Annotated in this window: 15 protein-coding genes, 1 tRNA gene and 1 riboswitch; of the genes, 6 read left to right on the top strand and 10 right to left on the bottom strand. The window is 35.9% G+C overall.

Translation table 11 applies throughout. The features are described 5' to 3' along the window. Positions 1-14: 14 nt before the first annotated feature. On the bottom strand, positions 15-587 hold the full coding sequence (locus tag ATE49_RS11400; protein WP_065082281.1) for a pentapeptide repeat-containing protein: 573 nt from the start codon (positions 585-587) through the stop codon (positions 15-17). Between the two features lie 255 nt (positions 588-842). Further along, positions 843-2,177, bottom strand: a complete 1,335-nt coding sequence (locus ATE49_RS11395) for a Na+/H+ antiporter NhaC family protein (RefSeq protein WP_065082280.1) — start codon at positions 2,175-2,177, stop codon at positions 843-845. Between the two features lie 53 nt (positions 2,178-2,230). Then, positions 2,231-2,326: riboswitch (SAM-I-IV-variant riboswitch) on the bottom strand. A gap of 376 nt (positions 2,327-2,702) precedes the next feature. Between ATE49_RS11395 and ATE49_RS11390 the strand changes: the two genes are divergently transcribed. Further along, the gene (locus ATE49_RS11390; RefSeq protein WP_065082279.1) at positions 2,703-3,665 is read left to right on the top strand and encodes an aldo/keto reductase; all 963 of its coding nucleotides are present in this window, start codon (positions 2,703-2,705) and stop codon (positions 3,663-3,665) included. 48 nt (positions 3,666-3,713) lie between these two features. Here the strand turns inward: ATE49_RS11390 and ATE49_RS11385 are convergent, their stop codons facing one another. Together ATE49_RS11385 and ffh are read right to left on the bottom strand one after the other, a co-directional pair. Then, a complete protein-coding gene (locus tag ATE49_RS11385; protein WP_034871464.1) occupies positions 3,714-3,989 on the bottom strand; it encodes a TM2 domain-containing protein in 276 nt (91 codons plus the stop codon). 46 nt (positions 3,990-4,035) lie between these two features. After that, the gene (gene ffh / locus ATE49_RS11380; RefSeq protein WP_034871465.1) at positions 4,036-5,400 is read right to left on the bottom strand and encodes a signal recognition particle protein; all 1,365 of its coding nucleotides are present in this window, start codon (positions 5,398-5,400) and stop codon (positions 4,036-4,038) included. Positions 5,401-5,796: 396 nt separating this feature from the next. Here ffh and pnuC point away from each other — a divergent pair, with 396 nt between their 5' ends. Then, entirely contained in the window at positions 5,797-6,396 is a 600-nt protein-coding gene (gene pnuC / locus ATE49_RS11375; protein ID WP_009089836.1) for a nicotinamide riboside transporter PnuC, read from the top strand. Positions 6,397-6,478: 82 nt separating this feature from the next. Continuing rightward, positions 6,479-7,057, top strand: a complete 579-nt coding sequence (locus ATE49_RS11370; protein ID WP_065082278.1) for a hypothetical protein — start codon at positions 6,479-6,481, stop codon at positions 7,055-7,057. A 3-nt stretch (positions 7,058-7,060) separates the two neighbouring features. Here the strand turns inward: ATE49_RS11370 and ATE49_RS11365 are convergent, their stop codons facing one another. From ATE49_RS11365 to rbfA, 6 genes are all read right to left on the bottom strand, one after another. Continuing rightward, positions 7,061-7,657 (bottom strand): IMPACT family protein, encoded by a 597-nt coding sequence (locus ATE49_RS11365; RefSeq protein ID WP_065082277.1) that lies wholly within the window; start codon positions 7,655-7,657, stop codon positions 7,061-7,063. A 2-nt stretch (positions 7,658-7,659) separates the two neighbouring features. Further along, positions 7,660-8,721: a bifunctional diaminohydroxyphosphoribosylaminopyrimidine deaminase/5-amino-6-(5-phosphoribosylamino)uracil reductase RibD gene (ribD, locus tag ATE49_RS11360; protein WP_065082276.1), complete on the bottom strand. Its 1,062-nt coding sequence runs from the start codon at positions 8,719-8,721 to the stop codon at positions 7,660-7,662. A gap of 30 nt (positions 8,722-8,751) precedes the next feature. Further along, the gene (locus tag ATE49_RS11355; RefSeq protein ID WP_065082275.1) at positions 8,752-10,617 is read right to left on the bottom strand and encodes a DUF349 domain-containing protein; all 1,866 of its coding nucleotides are present in this window, start codon (positions 10,615-10,617) and stop codon (positions 8,752-8,754) included. A gap of 65 nt (positions 10,618-10,682) precedes the next feature. Continuing rightward, positions 10,683-11,417, bottom strand: a complete 735-nt coding sequence (locus ATE49_RS11350; RefSeq protein ID WP_059154822.1) for a shikimate dehydrogenase family protein — start codon at positions 11,415-11,417, stop codon at positions 10,683-10,685. Between the two features lie 112 nt (positions 11,418-11,529). Then, positions 11,530-12,729 (bottom strand): ABC transporter permease, encoded by a 1,200-nt coding sequence (locus ATE49_RS11345; protein ID WP_065082274.1) that lies wholly within the window; start codon positions 12,727-12,729, stop codon positions 11,530-11,532. Positions 12,730-12,732: 3 nt separating this feature from the next. Further along, entirely contained in the window at positions 12,733-13,092 is a 360-nt protein-coding gene (gene rbfA / locus ATE49_RS11340; protein ID WP_009089816.1) for a 30S ribosome-binding factor RbfA, read from the bottom strand. A 101-nt stretch (positions 13,093-13,193) separates the two neighbouring features. Between rbfA and mce the strand changes: the two genes are divergently transcribed. From mce to ATE49_RS11325, 3 genes are all read left to right on the top strand, one after another. Further along, the gene (gene mce, locus ATE49_RS11335; RefSeq protein WP_065082273.1) at positions 13,194-13,598 is read left to right on the top strand and encodes a methylmalonyl-CoA epimerase; all 405 of its coding nucleotides are present in this window, start codon (positions 13,194-13,196) and stop codon (positions 13,596-13,598) included. 75 nt (positions 13,599-13,673) lie between these two features. Beyond that, a tRNA-Ile gene (locus tag ATE49_RS11330) sits at positions 13,674-13,747 on the top strand. A 115-nt stretch (positions 13,748-13,862) separates the two neighbouring features. Then, positions 13,863-15,059 carry a site-specific integrase gene (locus ATE49_RS11325; protein WP_065082272.1) on the top strand — a complete coding sequence of 399 codons (1,197 nt, stop codon included), beginning with the start codon at positions 13,863-13,865 and terminating at the stop codon, positions 15,057-15,059. The last annotated feature ends 125 nt before the right edge of the window (positions 15,060-15,184 follow it).

Here is a 15,184-nt window from a genome sequence, read left to right as displayed (position 1 = left end):
TAAGCAAAGCTTTCTCAAGAATCAATTTCCAGATCGTAGTTATCTAATAAGCCAACCAGATTGTCTGCTGAAAATTTCGCCTTTTTAACTTTATTTTTTGACAAATCAACAGAAAAGTATTTTGCTGTCCGAAAATCAGTCCGCTCTAATATACTTCCTGAAAATACAGCCCCAGACAAATCACTATTATCGAAAACAACATAGGAAAGATTAGTCTCAGTAAAATCAGTCTCTATAATTCTGCATTTTTTGAACAGCGTTTTGGCAATATTTTGCTGATAAAAGGAAGAATGCAAAATCTGACAATCCTCAAAACGAAATGATAAACCAAAAGGATTGCAATTTTCAAAATGCAGTCCTATAAGTTTGCAGTCATTAAACTTTACATCCTTGAAGCTAGTTCTTCCAAATTTTGTAAGGCTAAAATTACAATTCACAAACTGACACTCTGTAAACGAAACCGAAAATAAATCCGTTTCGGAAAAATCACAGTTATTAAAGCTGCAAAATTCATAATCACCTTTTGGCAAAGGAGTTTCTTTAAAGTTGATCTTTTCGAAGGTTTTATCGAGTTCGTAAACAGACATTGGTCAGAAATTTTAAGAAGCCACAAGTTAGCGAAATTACCAAAGAAAAGTGCAACCTGTACAGGCTGCACTTCCAGATCAAAACATCTCATTTTTTTTGGTTCAACAAAATAAAAAAGGTTTGCCGACGTGCAAACCTTAATTTTTTTCAAAATTTATATTCTCAAATACAATTATGTCGATGAATAATTTCACTTTCTTATTTTCAACATCTTAAAGTTAAGAAAAAAAATATTCCGTTGGTATGAATCAATGTTAATTTTTTGCAATATTTAAATTCTCTTCATCTACTTTGTCTTCCTTGATATTTCCGACATAAATATATATGAACACTGCTATAAGGAGTAAGAAAAGATAGAAACTGTTCTTCAGTAAGTCAGGATAGCTGATTGTATTCTTACTATAACCGGTAAGAATAAGTATCTGTGCACCATAAGGGATAATCCCCTGTACAAAACATGAAAATGTATCTAAAATAGAGGCTGTAACTCTTGGTCTGATCTTATATTCTTCGGTAATTTTTCTGGAAACTTTTCCGGTAATAACAATGGAAATGGTGTTATTTGCTGTTGCTGCATCTGTTACGCCTACGAAGGTTCCGATCCCTAACAATGCAGATTTTGGTCCGTTTATTTTGCTTCTGATCAGTCTTAAAAGATTATCTATTCCTCCGGCTTTTTCAACCATAGCGGCCAACCCGCCTGTAAGTAGGGAAAGCAGGAATATCTCAGTCATACTGGTAAAGCCTTCGTATACCTTTTTACCAAAATCCAGAAAACTAAAATCATGGTAAATAAAACCAAAAATACCACTCAGTATAATACCTATAATCAGTACCAAAAAGACATCCAGTCCAAAAAACGCCAATATAATAACTGCAAGATAAGGAATAACCAAAACAGCAGAAGACATATTAACAGGAGCAGCAGCCTGAGCAACTTCGTTAGTTCCTGCTCCTACATAAATATATATAAAGAATGCTATAATAGCTGCCGGCAGAGCAAATCCTATATTATTGCGGAATTTATCTCGCATATCACAACCTAAAATCTGAGTGGCAGCAATAGTAGTATCTGAAATAATAGATAAATTATCCCCAAACATGGCTCCTCCTAATAATGCTGCTCCTACAACATTAATATCGCAGCCACCAGCATTGGAAAGTCCGACAGCAATAGGTCCCAATGCTACAATTGTCCCTACAGATGTTCCGGAAGCTATTGACAAAAATGAAGCAACAAAGAAAATACCTGCCGGATAATATTGCGGTGAAAGGTTGTTGATGCCAATATTTACAATAGCATCTACGCTGCCTATTGATTTGGATACTGTAGCGAAAGCTCCTGCCAGTATATAAATAATACACATGGTAAGAATATTCCGGTCACCACAACCTTCCAAAAAGGTAGAGGTTTTCTCTTTGATAGTTCCTTTAATTATAATGAAGGCTGATATTATCCCTACAACAATAGCGATAGGTGATGGTAATGCATAAAAATCATTGTAATAAATTCCGGCACCCAGGAATACCAGAATAAAGATAAGAAACGGGATTAGTGATCGTAAAGATGTGCTCTTTTGTGTCGTCATTCAATCTATTTTTTTTAATTATTTTGATCAGCACACTTTCAGAAAATAGAGATGATTTCAACATTTTTTCCGGAAACGGCTTATCGATTTCAGCACCTTGCTTATTGTTGCAGGTTGCTACCCAAATTTTGGGGTTCTTGATAATTTTAGAGTGCAAATATAAATTTTTAATTTAAAAAGTGAAAAATAATTTAAAAACAGAGACAAATCAAATGCACCAAAAATTGTTTTTAAAACGCAAATTGCTTCACAATATTAAACAGTCTTCAATACTCTTTGATATTTCCGTGCCTTAAAAATCCTACCTATTGATACAATAATTGGTGCCTTTGTGTTTATAAATTTTTCTAAACGCAGGTTTTTTGCCTGCCATGCTGTGCTTTAAGAAACGTAATTCAGCTAACGCTTAGCAATTGAAATTTTGCACCACAGGTAACTAATAAAATGAGGTTATTATATATCGGAATACTATCTGTAGTCTGGTAGAATCTAGACTAAAAAACATAACTTTGATAAAAAATAACGATGAAATATAACAGATGTGGCAGAAGCGGAGTATTACTTCCCGCAATATCATTGGGATTATGGCATAACTTCGGATCTGTAGATGTCTTCTCCAATGCTGAAGCTATTATTAAAACCGCTTTTGATAAAGGGGTCACTCATTTTGATCTTGCAAATAATTATGGTCCTGTACCCGGATCTGCTGAAGAAAACTTCGGGAAAATTGTCAGCAGAAATTTCAATGGTTTTCTCAGAGATCAGCTGTTCATTTCTACAAAAGCTGGTTATACTATGTGGGATGGTCCTTATGGTGACTGGGGCTCCAGAAAATATCTTATATCCAGTCTGGACCAGAGCCTGAAACGTATGAATCTGGATTACGTAGACGTCTTTTATTCTCACCGTCCGGACCCTGAAACACCAATAGAGGAAACAATGCAGGCATTGGACTTTGCAGTACGCAGCGGAAGAGCTTTATATGCAGGAATTTCTAATTATAATGCCGAGCAGACTCAACAGGCAGCCAACATACTAAGAGAATTAGGTACGCCATGTCTTATTCATCAGCCTAAATACTCTATGTTTGTACGGTGGACAGAGGAAGGTTTACTCGATGTACTGGAAGATAATGGTGTGGGATGTATCGCATTTTCTCCTTTGGCTCAGGGATTACTGACAGACCGTTATCTAAAAGGTATTCCCGAAAACTCACGTGCAGCAAAAAGCCATGGTTTCCTTCAAAAAAATGATATTACTGAAGAAAGATTACAACAAATTACAGCTCTGAATAATCTGGCGCAGGAAAGAGAACAGACATTGGCACAAATGGCGATTGCATGGTTATTAAAGGATAAAAGGGTAACATCTGTACTTGTCGGAGCCAGTTCGGTTGAGCAACTACAACAGAATCTGGAAAGTATTAACAGTTTGGATTTTTCCCAAAATGAATTACAACAAATTGAAGAAATACTGAAAACAAAATAGCCTGAGGAAAACCTCAGGCTATTTTTATTTTTAAGTGGTAAGGTTAAATTAGAACCACTCTTTTTTACCTTGAACGTAAGTTCTGTCGAACTCTTCATCTGATTTAGTCAAATAGATAATACCTTCTACAAGACCAATCACACTTGCAATACCACATGTAACAAATGTAGCTATAAGTTGAATAATTCCTGCTTTAGTATATCCTAAATAGAATTTATGTATTCCCAAGCTTCCAATTAAAATACCTAAAACGCCTGCTGCAACTTTCTTTTCAGATTTATAAGGTACTTGTTGATTGTAGTTTTGTTGTGTTGTCTCTTCCATAATTTTAATACTTGTGTTTATTATTTAATAATTAATTATTTGCTGTTTATTTACCAAATCCAGGCATTCCGCCACCCATTCCCGGCATACCTTTGCCCATCATAGCCATTAACTGTTTTCCTTGAGGTCCCTGCATCATCTTCATCATTTTACCCATTTGTTCGAACTGCTTCATTAAAGCGTTCACATCCTCAAGTTTGCGTCCTGCTCCTTTGGCAATACGCTGCTTTCTGGACATATTAATAGTGCTTGGTCTTCTTCTTTCTTCCGGAGTCATAGACTGGATAATCGCTTCGATGTGCTTGAAGGCATCATCATTGATATCCACATCTTTTATAGCTTTTCCAACTCCCGGTAACATTCCTAAAAGGTCTTTCATGTTACCCATTTTTTTAATTTGCTGAATTTGCTTTAAGAAATCGTCGAAACCAAATTCGTTCTTAGCAATCTTCTTGTGTAGCTTTTTAGCTTCCTCTTCATCAAACTGCTCCTGAGCCCTTTCTACTAAGGAAACAACATCCCCCATCCCCAGGATTCTGTCTGCCATCCTTTCCGGATAGAAAATATCCAGAGCATCCATTTTCTCACCAGTAGAAATGAACTTAATTGGTTTTTCTACTACCGAACGGATCGTTAATGCTGCACCACCACGGGTATCACCATCTAATTTGGTAAGAACTACACCGTTATAATTAAGGACATCGTTAAAGGCTTTTGCTGTATTCACAGCATCCTGACCCGTCATAGAGTCAACTACGAAAAGAGTTTCTGTAGGTTTTACAGACTGGTGAACATTACGAATTTCGTTCATCATCTCTTCGTCGATAGCCAAACGCCCTGCGGTATCTATAATGATAACATCGTGCTTGTTTTGCTTTGCAAATTCTATTGCATTTTGAGAAATCTGAACCGGATTTAGGTTGCCTTCTTCAGTATATACAGGAACTCCTGTCTGACCACCTAATACTTTTAGCTGATCGATCGCAGCAGGACGATAAACGTCACATGCTACCAATAAAGGGTTTTTGCTCTTTTTCTTCTTCAGGAAGTTTGCTAATTTCCCGGAGAATGTCGTTTTACCAGAACCTTGTAAACCTGCAATTAGTATAATTGTTGGTTTTTCGGAAAGATTAAGTCCTTCATTGGTTCCTCCCATTAAATCCACTAACTCATCGTGAACAATTTTTGTCATCAATTGTCCCGGGGTAATGGATGTTAAAACATTTTGTCCTAAAGCTTTATCCTGAACTCTTTTAGTAAGATCTTTTGCTACCTTAAAGTTAACATCGGCATCTACTAATGCACGACGAATTTCTTTAACGGTTTCGGCAACGTTAATCTCGGTAATCTTACCGCGTCCCTGGATATTTTGTAAAGCTTTATCTAGTTTGTCCTGTAAACTATTGAACATAATTAAATCTATTCTTTGGTAAGTTGCAAAAATAAGGAAAAGATATGAGATATAAAGTATGAAGTTAATATCAAGAGGTAAGATACAAGTTACAAGGCGCAAGATACAAGAGATTAGATAATAGACATTGGTCTTTTAGTCTTATATACTACCTAGTATTATTACAATAAGTCGTTAAACCTTCTAATCAGAGATCAGGCACTGACCAACCGATAACTAATACCCATCAACTAATAGCTGTCAACCAACAACTGTTAGCCGAAAAACCTTTATATTTGCACCTGTCAATGGGGTGCCTTAGTGGCTGAGATGATACCCAGGAAGTTTTTTCCGCACCTGATCCGGATAATGCCGGCGTAGGGATCTGTCATCTCCTCATCAAAATAATTCATTACAATGATGCAGGAAATTATTCAACAAACAACATGGATAGAATGGCTGGGTGTTATTCTTTCAATTTTCCAGGTCGTTTTATCACGACAAAATAATCCGGTAAACTATCTCTTCGGTGTTGTAAGTATTATCCTTACACTAATCGTAATGTTTAATGCGAAACTGTATGCCGAGTTTACACTCAACCTTTATTATCTTGTGATGAGTATCTATGGCTGGCTTTACTGGAAATATGGAAAAGCGAAGCATGAAGCTCCTATTTCTTATACAGACAATACAGATAAGCTAAAAACGGCTGGGATCGTTGTTTTTAGTTTCGGTATTTTTTATTTTGCTCTTACCCACTTTACCAATTCGGATGTACCTATATGGGATGCCAGCGTAAGTGCTTTTGCATGGGCTGGTATGTGGCTGATGGCTAAACGTAAAATTGAAAACTGGATATTATTGAACGTCAGTAACCTGATTTCAATTCCTTTGATGGTTCACAAATCGCTTTACCTGTATGCTATCTTGAGCGTTATTCTATTTAGCGTGGCTGTTTCAGGGTATTTTAACTGGAGAAGGATATTTAGGGAGAGTAAGATCGCATTGGAGAATTAATATTATTTATATCTGTAAGCTGAACTTTATATTTTTTCATAAATTAGTGACTTAATATTTTTACTAACCAGACACAAAAATTATGAAGTTTTTAAATCTACTTTTTATTCCCTTTATTTTAGCAGGCTGTAGCCAGCGCGATGAAAATTCAACATACTCTGAAGAATTCCAAAAGTATACAGGATCTTACAAGATTATTTCCTACATGTCTGATGTAGCAGTAGATTTAAACAATGATAAAATTTTATCGAATGAACTTGTAGATGAAATTTATATTCTGAAAAATAATCAAACTTTTTTAGATATCATACAAAATAAGTCTCAGAATAATATAAAACTTATTTCCATGTTTCTACCTAAAACTCATATTACCTATGAATATCCAAGCAGCCCTGAAGGTGCGGTACAAGATTTTAGCAGGTACGGTTTTCTGTCAGAATTGGAATTTAATCCGGATACTTTTCATTTAATGAAAAATAAATACATAGAGAATGGCACTATAGACAATGTAGAATATAATAAGACTGTATCCATCGACAAACAAATTAAGATAATTAATTCTAAACAGCTACAAGCTTCTGTTGTAAAAGAATACTATGATTTCAATACTAAAAGCTGGAAGGCTTTGAACATCAAAATTATATTTGAGAAGATATACTAATAACTACCTACTTCTTAGAACCCCGGATAAAGCTTCCTGGATTTCTTCTTCATCTTTTAGTTTTACCAAAGTTTTTATTTTACCATAAGCACCGGAGTCAAATTCCAGTACCTTGGCATTGTATTTATTCAGAATAGTAAATATCTGATTCTGGTGGCTGAAGTCAAACTCCAGGGTTAATATCTTTTCGAGTTCCTTGGTTATCATTTCTGCAGAACCCAGAATCTCTTTAGCTGATTCCTTGTAGATTTTCACCAGTCCACCAACACCAAGCTTGGTACCACCATAGTAACGCACCACAACTAATAGTATATTGGTTACATCGTGCCCCAACAACTGATTATAGATTGGCAATCCTGCACTTCCGGAAGGTTCTCCATCGTCATTTGCACGGTAATTCTCTCCTTTCAATCCCAGTCGGAATGCATAGCAATGATGTGTCGCTTTAGGATGTAGAGTTTTGACTTCTTCCAGTCGTTTTTTCACATCATCCTCATCCAGAACCGGATAAGCATAGGAAATGAATTTACTTCCTTTTTCTTTCAGGGTAATATCTAAAATTGGTTTGGCGATCGTATTATAACTGTAGTTGGATTCCAATATTATTTATTTCTGTAAATCTTTAACTGATTATCTCTTAGTTGTTCAATGGTTTGAGCTTCATGCTGAAGTTTCGGTGCTTTTGTACCATGATTCAGGAATAAATTTTCTGCTTTGAACACCCAGGTTTCATCCCAGATATTTTGCGCTATAAACTGATTCAGGGTATATGCACCACCTTCTATAATAACAGACTGTAGCTGATGTTTATATAAAATATGCATAAGATTGGATAAGAAGCTTTCTCCAAAATCAACTTTCAGCCAATGAACACTACCTTCTGATTTTTCTTCTTTTTCATTTATGATAAAGGTTACAGCTTCATCATTGAATACTTTATAGTCAACAGGTACTTTCAACTCTCTGTCTAGTATAATACGTATCGGATTATTCCCGCTTACCTCTCTTACTGTAAGTCCAGGGTTATCATTTAATACAGTTTTTGTACCTACCAGAATGGCCTGCTCATCTGCTCGAAGCTGGTGATTCTTCTGCTGAGAAAGTGCATTGCTAATGGCATACGGCTGAAAATCCTTATCCATAAATCCATCTGCAGATTCAGCCCATTTCAGAATAATATAGGGACGCCGCTTACAATGGTAAGTAAAAAAACGCTTATTTAACTCATCACACTCAGCTTCCAAAATTCCAGTTATTACTTCTGTTCCGACAGCTTCAAGAATTGCTTTTCCCTTTCCATTTACTTTGTCGTGCGGATCCATAGACCCTATAACAGCTCTGGGAATTCCCAATTCTACAATCTTTACAGCACAAGGAGGTGTTTTTCCGTAATGTGCACAAGGCTCCAGCGTTACATATATTGTACTGTCTTTCAGCTGTTCTTTATCCTTTACAGAATTAATCGCGTTGATTTCTGCGTGAGGTTCCCCTGCTTTATGGTGCCACCCTTCTCCTATTATCTTGCCGTTGGAAACAATAACACTACCTACCAACGGATTGGGATAGGTGTTTCCTAAAGCTTTTTTTGCCAGCTGCAACGCTCGCTGCATGTAAATGTAATGCTCTTCCATATTTAATAAAAAATCCAACATTGACAGAAACATCAATGTTGGACAGTTATATTTTTAATGATCTTACTCTTCTGTCGGCTTCTCCTCTTTTTCCTCAGAGGTATCTGCTTTTGGGTGATCGTGTTCTGTAATAATCTGATGTAGTTTGGAGCGAAGTCCTTCCAGTTCTTCTTTTTTAGCATCAAGGCTATCATAAGTAGCTTTTAGCAGAGAATTTTCTCTTGTCGGATTACTAAAGAAGGCCAGGTTATTTTCCAATTTGGATACTTCAGATTCCAGATCTGAAATCTGATTCTTAATCTTACGGGCCTTGTCTGTAAGTTGGGTTTCGGTAAGGTTACCATCAGAAAGCTCATAGTCTTTCATTCTGTTCAGCCTCATCTTACTTCTGAGCGCCTTATTAAATTCAGTATTAATGCTGATTTTATCACGCGGAACTTTACCAATGGCGTTCCATTCGTTTTTGATTCTGTTGATTGCTTCAGCACTATTTTCTCCTTCCTCAATGTCCTTAAGTTCATCCAAAAGTGCCTTTTTCTTTTTGTAATTAGCTCTCCAGTCATCTGTAGCTCCGTCTCCTTTTTCACGAAACTTAGCAAAGAAATGGTTACAGGCATCGCGGAACTCGTCCCACACTCTGTTAGACTGGCTTCTTGGTACATGACCGATAGCTTTCCATTCTTCCTGAAGTTTTTTAAATAAAGGTACTGCAGTATCCCAATCTTCAGAGTCCTGATTGTCTTTCGCAGTCTGAATCAGCTGTAATTTTCTTTCAAGATTCTCCTGCTGATTCTTTTTCAGTCCTTTATAGAAATTGTTTTTTGAAGCATTAAATGCACGAAGTGTTTCTTTAAAATCTGTCCAGTTCTGATTAGAAAGTTTTTTCGGAACACTTCCTAATGAAATAAATTCGTTTCTTAATTCCTCCACTTTTTTAATAGCTGACTGCCAATAAGAATGTGCAGGTTCTTTTTCAGGAGTGGAAAGTTTTTTAAGTTTTTCTATAATCTCATTTTTCTTCTCCAGATTAATTTTCTGATCAGCTTCAATCTGTGCGAATAACTCTGCTTTTCTCTGGTGAATAACATTGGAAATCTCTTTAAACTCGTCCCAGGTACTGTCTCTGAATTCTTCAGCTACAGGTTCTGCTTCTTCTTTCCATAATTTATGAAGATACTGGAGTTCATTTAATGCTTTCTGTACTACAGGCTCATCTTTAAGCTCCTTCGCACGTGCAATAATATGTTGTCTTTTCTCCAGGTTATGAGCATATTCCTGCTCACGGTATTCTTTATTTAGATCCAGCATCTGATAAAACTGATTCAGATGATGGAAATAGTCATTACTAAGTGTTTTAAATTCGGATTTTGCAACCTGACCAGCTTTCTGCCATTCGTCTTTAATCTCTCTAATCGCTTTAAAAAGATTGGTTCCGGCTTCAGTATTGGTATACAGATTTTTCAGCTTGTCAATAATAGCGCGTCTCTGCACTAGGTTTTCTGCATGTTCCTTTTCTACTTCTTTGTGGTAGCTGTCTTGCTTTTCTTTAAAAATATTAGAAAGTGCATTAAATTTAGATTTTAACGGAGACTGATATTCAAAATTATCAGGATCACCACCATCCGCAATATATGCTTCCTTTTTATCTTTTAATTCTTCTTCCCATGCAGCATTGAAAGCATCACGAAGTTCCCCGAATTTTTTGGACTGTGTACCTGCATTTGCAGAGTTCACAATATTTTCGGCTTCCTTGGCTATGTCTTCCATAGACAAATGCGTGTAATCTTCCGCATGAAAATCATGATCAGTTTCTTCGTCATGGTCTGCAGTATGCTCATGATGCTCTGCAACCGGACCTGCCTGTTCAGGATGTTCAGTTGATTGATTCGCCTTTAATTCTTCATTCTGATTGTTGTCTATTGAAGTCATAACAAGTCTTTTTTAGAATACGTAATGTTTCCATTACCTTTAATTGCTATAAATTTATTGTATTTTTAGTCTAAATTCCAAATTTCCCATGCTTTTTCTGCCTGTTGTTCAAGCATATAATAGCCATTTACTGTTTTTGCTCCTTTTTCAGCAGCATTTTTTATGAATTTGGTATAATTGGGATTGTAGATTAAATCGATAATAAGATGTTGTTCCGAAAGTCCTTCAAACGGGAATATAAGACAATCTTCAACATTTGGAAAAGTACCTACCGGTGTGGTCTGAATAATTAAAGTATGCTCCTTTACAATTTCGGGAGTAAGGTTATCAAAATTCAGTTCTGATTTTCTGGAAACCGTTTTATGAGCAATATTATGTTTATCCAAAACATATTTCACAGCCTTTGCAGCTCCCCCGTCTCCCAAAATAAGAGCAGACGTATGATAATCCTTCTTATGGGCAAGCAAAGTCTTTTCAAAACCAAATGCATCTGTATTAAAACCTTTTCTTCTACCATCGGCAAGAACCTTTACTGTATTTACAGCACCTATCTGCCTTGCCTCATCGCTTAATTCGTCAAGAAAAGATATAACCTGTTCTTTATAAGGAATGGTAACATTAAAACCTCTCACATCTGCATCTTCTAACAACTTAGCAACATCATCAATCTGCTGCAGATCGAATAAATCATAAGTATGAGTAGGAAGTATAAGCTTTTTGAATTTCTGTTCAAAATGTTGTTTGGAGAAGGAATAAGAAATATTTTTACCGATTAATCCTAGTTTCACAGGTTTTTCCATACATCAAAGTTAGGGAAAACACAGGGAATAACGAAACACTATTTTTAAAGTTAACAGTTGATTATAATCAGTTTTAAAATTCTTAAAGCTCACGGATAATAAAAGGATGTTTTTAGCTTCTTAGCTGGCGTTTGCTTCCTCTGGAGAATATCCATGAAATAATTATTCCGAATAAAAGTGCTGTAGCAGCTACAATAAGGTAATTCTGCCATTCAATCTTTACCGGAAAAGGTAATGCTGCAGTAGCCTTGAAGAAACCAAAATGTTGCTGCAAATAGCAAATAAGGGATCCTACAACTAGCCCTACTGATACCCCGAACACTACGATGAGTATTCCGGTATTAAAGTAAACCCTTCTGAGTTTTGCCATAGACATCCCCATTGAAATAAGGGATTTTGCCTGCTCTTTTTTATCCAGCTGAATAATGATAATGGCTCCTGCGAGGTTGAAAGTCGTAATAAAAATCACCAATCCAAAAATCAGATAGATCATTAGTTTTTCGGTATTGATCATCTTCCAGAAAGCAGCATTTTCTTCTGCTTTGGTTTTCATTTCCAAACCAGTTCCCAGCTTTTCCATCAGGCGGTTTCTTACCTCATTCGCTTTTGCAGGATCCTTAAGCTTTATAACAATTGAATAGGCTGTATTTTTAGGCATTCCAAGCAGCTCGGCAGACAGCTCCAGCGGAGCTACAATATAACTTGCCATTTGGCTATTGGTAAATACACCTGTTGTAAAAAAGTTCTTTTTGTTGAAGATATCTGTTTCCTTACTGATAAGCCCCACACCCGGGCGCGGCATCAGAATCTGGGCATAATCATCCTCGGATGCTACAGGAATCTCCAGTCTGTTATTCAACTGGGTTTCCATTATAACTTCGTTGGAATATTTAAAAGATGGATATTTCCCATAAAACACTGTTGAATCTATAGGATTTACTTTCGTATAAGCGGAGTCTACTCCCCTTAGGTAAACAATTTCTCCGTTTCCTTTATAGTTAATGTAAGCTTTTTCTTCTATCACTTTAGAAAAGTGCGCAATCTCCTGCTCTTTTGATAAGATCCCGGTAACTTTAGCAATATCCGGAATTACTTTTCCCTTTTCCGGAGATAATGTAAGATCAGCATGGATATCCGAAATCATTTTCTTATTAAGCTCAATAAGCCCGGAAAAAACAGAAACAATAATAAACATTGCTGCCACTGCTACCATCATAGCAAATGCAGACAAGCTTGTAATAAAACTTACAGCCTGACTTCCTTTCTTAGAAATCAGGTAACGTTGTGCTATATAAAACGGAGTAGATTTCAACTCTTATAAAACAGGATTATCGCCTTCGCCTTTTAATTCTTTTTCTATACGTTCTGCATCATCCAGCGAAGTATCCAGAAAGAAACTCAGCTGAGGAATAATACGAACCTGCTTCCCCATCTTTTGTCCCATAAAGTTGCGGTAAACAGCTTTATTTTCTTCAATCTCTTTCATAATATTCTTTCTCAGCTCCGGCGGAAAAATACTTAGGTACACTTTAGCTACTCCTAAATCAGCTGTTACCCGTACACCGGAAACAGTAATTAACAGGTTTTGTCCTGCATTGGCAGCCTGCTGGCGAAAAAGTTCTGCTAAGTCTTCCTGTATAAGTTGTGCTACTTTCCTTTGTCTGTTACTCTCCATAATGCTGCAAATTTACTACTTTTGTTTGAATTGGAGTGTTTCTTATTGATGAATAAGCCTGACTCCCTTGTAGCAACAACTATAGCAAAATAACAAATCTTATGCTGGATAAAATTGAACATCTCGGTATCGCTGTGAAAAGTATGGAAACTTCAGACTCTCTTTTCGCTAAACTTATAGGTAGAGAAGCTTATAAAATGGAGGAAGTGGAACGCGAAGGGGTAAAAACAAGCTTTTACCAGATTGGCGAGAGCAAAATCGAATTACTGGAGAGCACACGTGAAGATAGTCCTATCTCGAAATTCATAGAAAAAAAAGGTGAAGGCGTCCACCATATCGCCTTTGGAGTCGATGATATCTATGCTGAGATAGAAAGATTAAAAAAAGAAGGCTTTGAATTTATTTCCGAAGAACCAAAGGATGGTGCTGATAACAAGATCGTTGTATTCTTACACCCTAAATCCACCAACGGAGTACTGATAGAATTATGCCAAGAAAAGCGCTAAAAGTTTGGTGTTTCCTAAATTTTTATTACATTTGCACACCAATAAAAAACAAAGGCTTTTAAGCCCTGAGTTTTAGGCCCTATAACTCAGTTGGTTAGAGTAGCTGACTCATAATCAGCAAGTCCTTGGTTCGAGCCCAAGTGGGGCCACTCTAAAACAAACCTCGCAAACCCTTTCCCACAATGGGTTTGCAGGTTTTTAAAAATTCACTCAAGACGTGTAGTTGTATTAAAACTCAATACAAACGCTCAATACAGCTACATTATGAAACAATTAAAATTTGGATGCTCTCGTACTGAGATATTCCTTTCCCCAGACTTAGAGAAATTAAGTAAAAAAGAAGCTATGACTAAGAAATGGTTTGTAGAATGTGTTTTCTATGATCCAAGATTTAAAAACGGACTTCCTGTAAGGAAAGAGTTTAATAGGTATAAAACCTATGAAGAACGTTTGGAAGCTTCAAAAATAATGACAAAAAAAATCATCAAACTCTTAGATGAAGATCATTTCAATCCAATTACAAAAAAATTCATGGATGCTCCTGATGAAGAGTATAATGAAGAAATGGACATGATAAGTGCATTGAAACTTGCCGCCTCTCATAAAACAGGTAGTAAAAATCATGTTAGAAATGTAAGGGACTGTGTGAAGCTTATGGAAGGAGTTTTCAAAAAAAACGGATATGATTATCTAAAAATATCAGATGTAAAATTAAAACACGTAAAGTCAGCTCTTGACCAATCCGATCTTACAGACAATACATATAATAAGTATAGAACTTATCTTAGTGGACTATTTAAAGATCTGATCGTTAATTCATGTTTAGAAGTAAATCCATGTACCTACCTTCCTACAAAAATTGTAGTACCTGAGGTCAGATCAACCTTGTCAGATGATAAATTTGAATTAGTATATTGCTATTTAAGAGATTACTATTATGAGTTTTTCAGGTATTTTAATATATTTTTTATGTCGGGAGCTAGAACATCTGAATTATTCAGAGTACAGGTGAAAAATATTGATCTGGAAAAAAGAGAGTATAAAACTCTAGTTATGAAAAGAAGAAGGTATACATGGGTGACGAAAGTTATTGTTAAAGATGTTCTATACCTGTGGGAAGAACTTGTTAATGAATCAAAATCAGGAGAAGATTATTTATTTTCAAAGGGTCTAAAGCCCGGCATTAAATCTATAAGACCTGATCAAATAACAACCAGATGGAGAAGACATGTAAAAGAATCTGAAAAAATAAAAGACAGCAAAGGTAGAATCGTAAAAATAACTGAAGATTTCTACTCCTTAAAACATTTATTCTTGGACAAAGTAGATGAATATTATAGTGAGTTAGCACAATCAATGGCAGATCACTTAAACACTAAAACTACCAGTACATATACTGTATCAAAAGAATTCAGGAAAAGAGAAGCATTGAAAGGAATATCACTGAAAAATATTTTTTAATTAATAAAGGAGGTTATTTAACCTCCTTTATATTTATAAAAGTCCCAATTTCTCGGGATCCACCAAATCACATTCCCATACAATAACCTTCTGGGAATTTATAATACTATTCAAAAGTATATAGA

It is taken from the genome of Elizabethkingia miricola (assembly GCF_001675285.1).
In the GTDB taxonomy this organism is placed as follows: Bacteria; Bacteroidota; Bacteroidia; order Flavobacteriales; family Weeksellaceae; genus Elizabethkingia; species Elizabethkingia miricola.
Note: the sequence above shows the minus strand (reverse complement) of the source record. Positions and strands in the feature narration are given on the sequence as shown.

What these genes read in the sequence shown, in the direction of transcription:
- rbfA (WP_009089816.1), bottom strand. Translation starts at nt 13,092, where the DNA reads ATGGAGAGTAACAGACAAAGGAAAGTAGCACAACTTATACAGGAAGAC.
- ATE49_RS11325 (WP_065082272.1), top strand. Translation starts at nt 13,863, where the DNA reads ATGAAACAATTAAAATTTGGATGCTCTCGTACTGAGATATTCCTTTCC.
- ribD (WP_065082276.1), bottom strand. Translation starts at nt 8,721, where the DNA reads ATGTTTCTGTCAATGTTGGATTTTTTATTAAATATGGAAGAGCATTAC.
- ATE49_RS11370 (WP_065082278.1), top strand. Translation starts at nt 6,479, where the DNA reads ATGAAGTTTTTAAATCTACTTTTTATTCCCTTTATTTTAGCAGGCTGT.
- ffh (WP_034871465.1), bottom strand. Translation starts at nt 5,400, where the DNA reads ATGTTCAATAGTTTACAGGACAAACTAGATAAAGCTTTACAAAATATC.
- ATE49_RS11390 (WP_065082279.1), top strand. Translation starts at nt 2,703, where the DNA reads ATGAAATATAACAGATGTGGCAGAAGCGGAGTATTACTTCCCGCAATA.
- ATE49_RS11395 (WP_065082280.1), bottom strand. Translation starts at nt 2,177, where the DNA reads ATGACGACACAAAAGAGCACATCTTTACGATCACTAATCCCGTTTCTT.
- ATE49_RS11400 (WP_065082281.1), bottom strand. Translation starts at nt 587, where the DNA reads ATGTCTGTTTACGAACTCGATAAAACCTTCGAAAAGATCAACTTTAAA.
- ATE49_RS11385 (WP_034871464.1), bottom strand. Translation starts at nt 3,989, where the DNA reads ATGGAAGAGACAACACAACAAAACTACAATCAACAAGTACCTTATAAA.
- mce (WP_065082273.1), top strand. Translation starts at nt 13,194, where the DNA reads ATGCTGGATAAAATTGAACATCTCGGTATCGCTGTGAAAAGTATGGAA.
- ATE49_RS11350 (WP_059154822.1), bottom strand. Translation starts at nt 11,417, where the DNA reads ATGGAAAAACCTGTGAAACTAGGATTAATCGGTAAAAATATTTCTTAT.
- ATE49_RS11355 (WP_065082275.1), bottom strand. Translation starts at nt 10,617, where the DNA reads ATGACTTCAATAGACAACAATCAGAATGAAGAATTAAAGGCGAATCAA.
- pnuC (WP_009089836.1), top strand. Translation starts at nt 5,797, where the DNA reads ATGATGCAGGAAATTATTCAACAAACAACATGGATAGAATGGCTGGGT.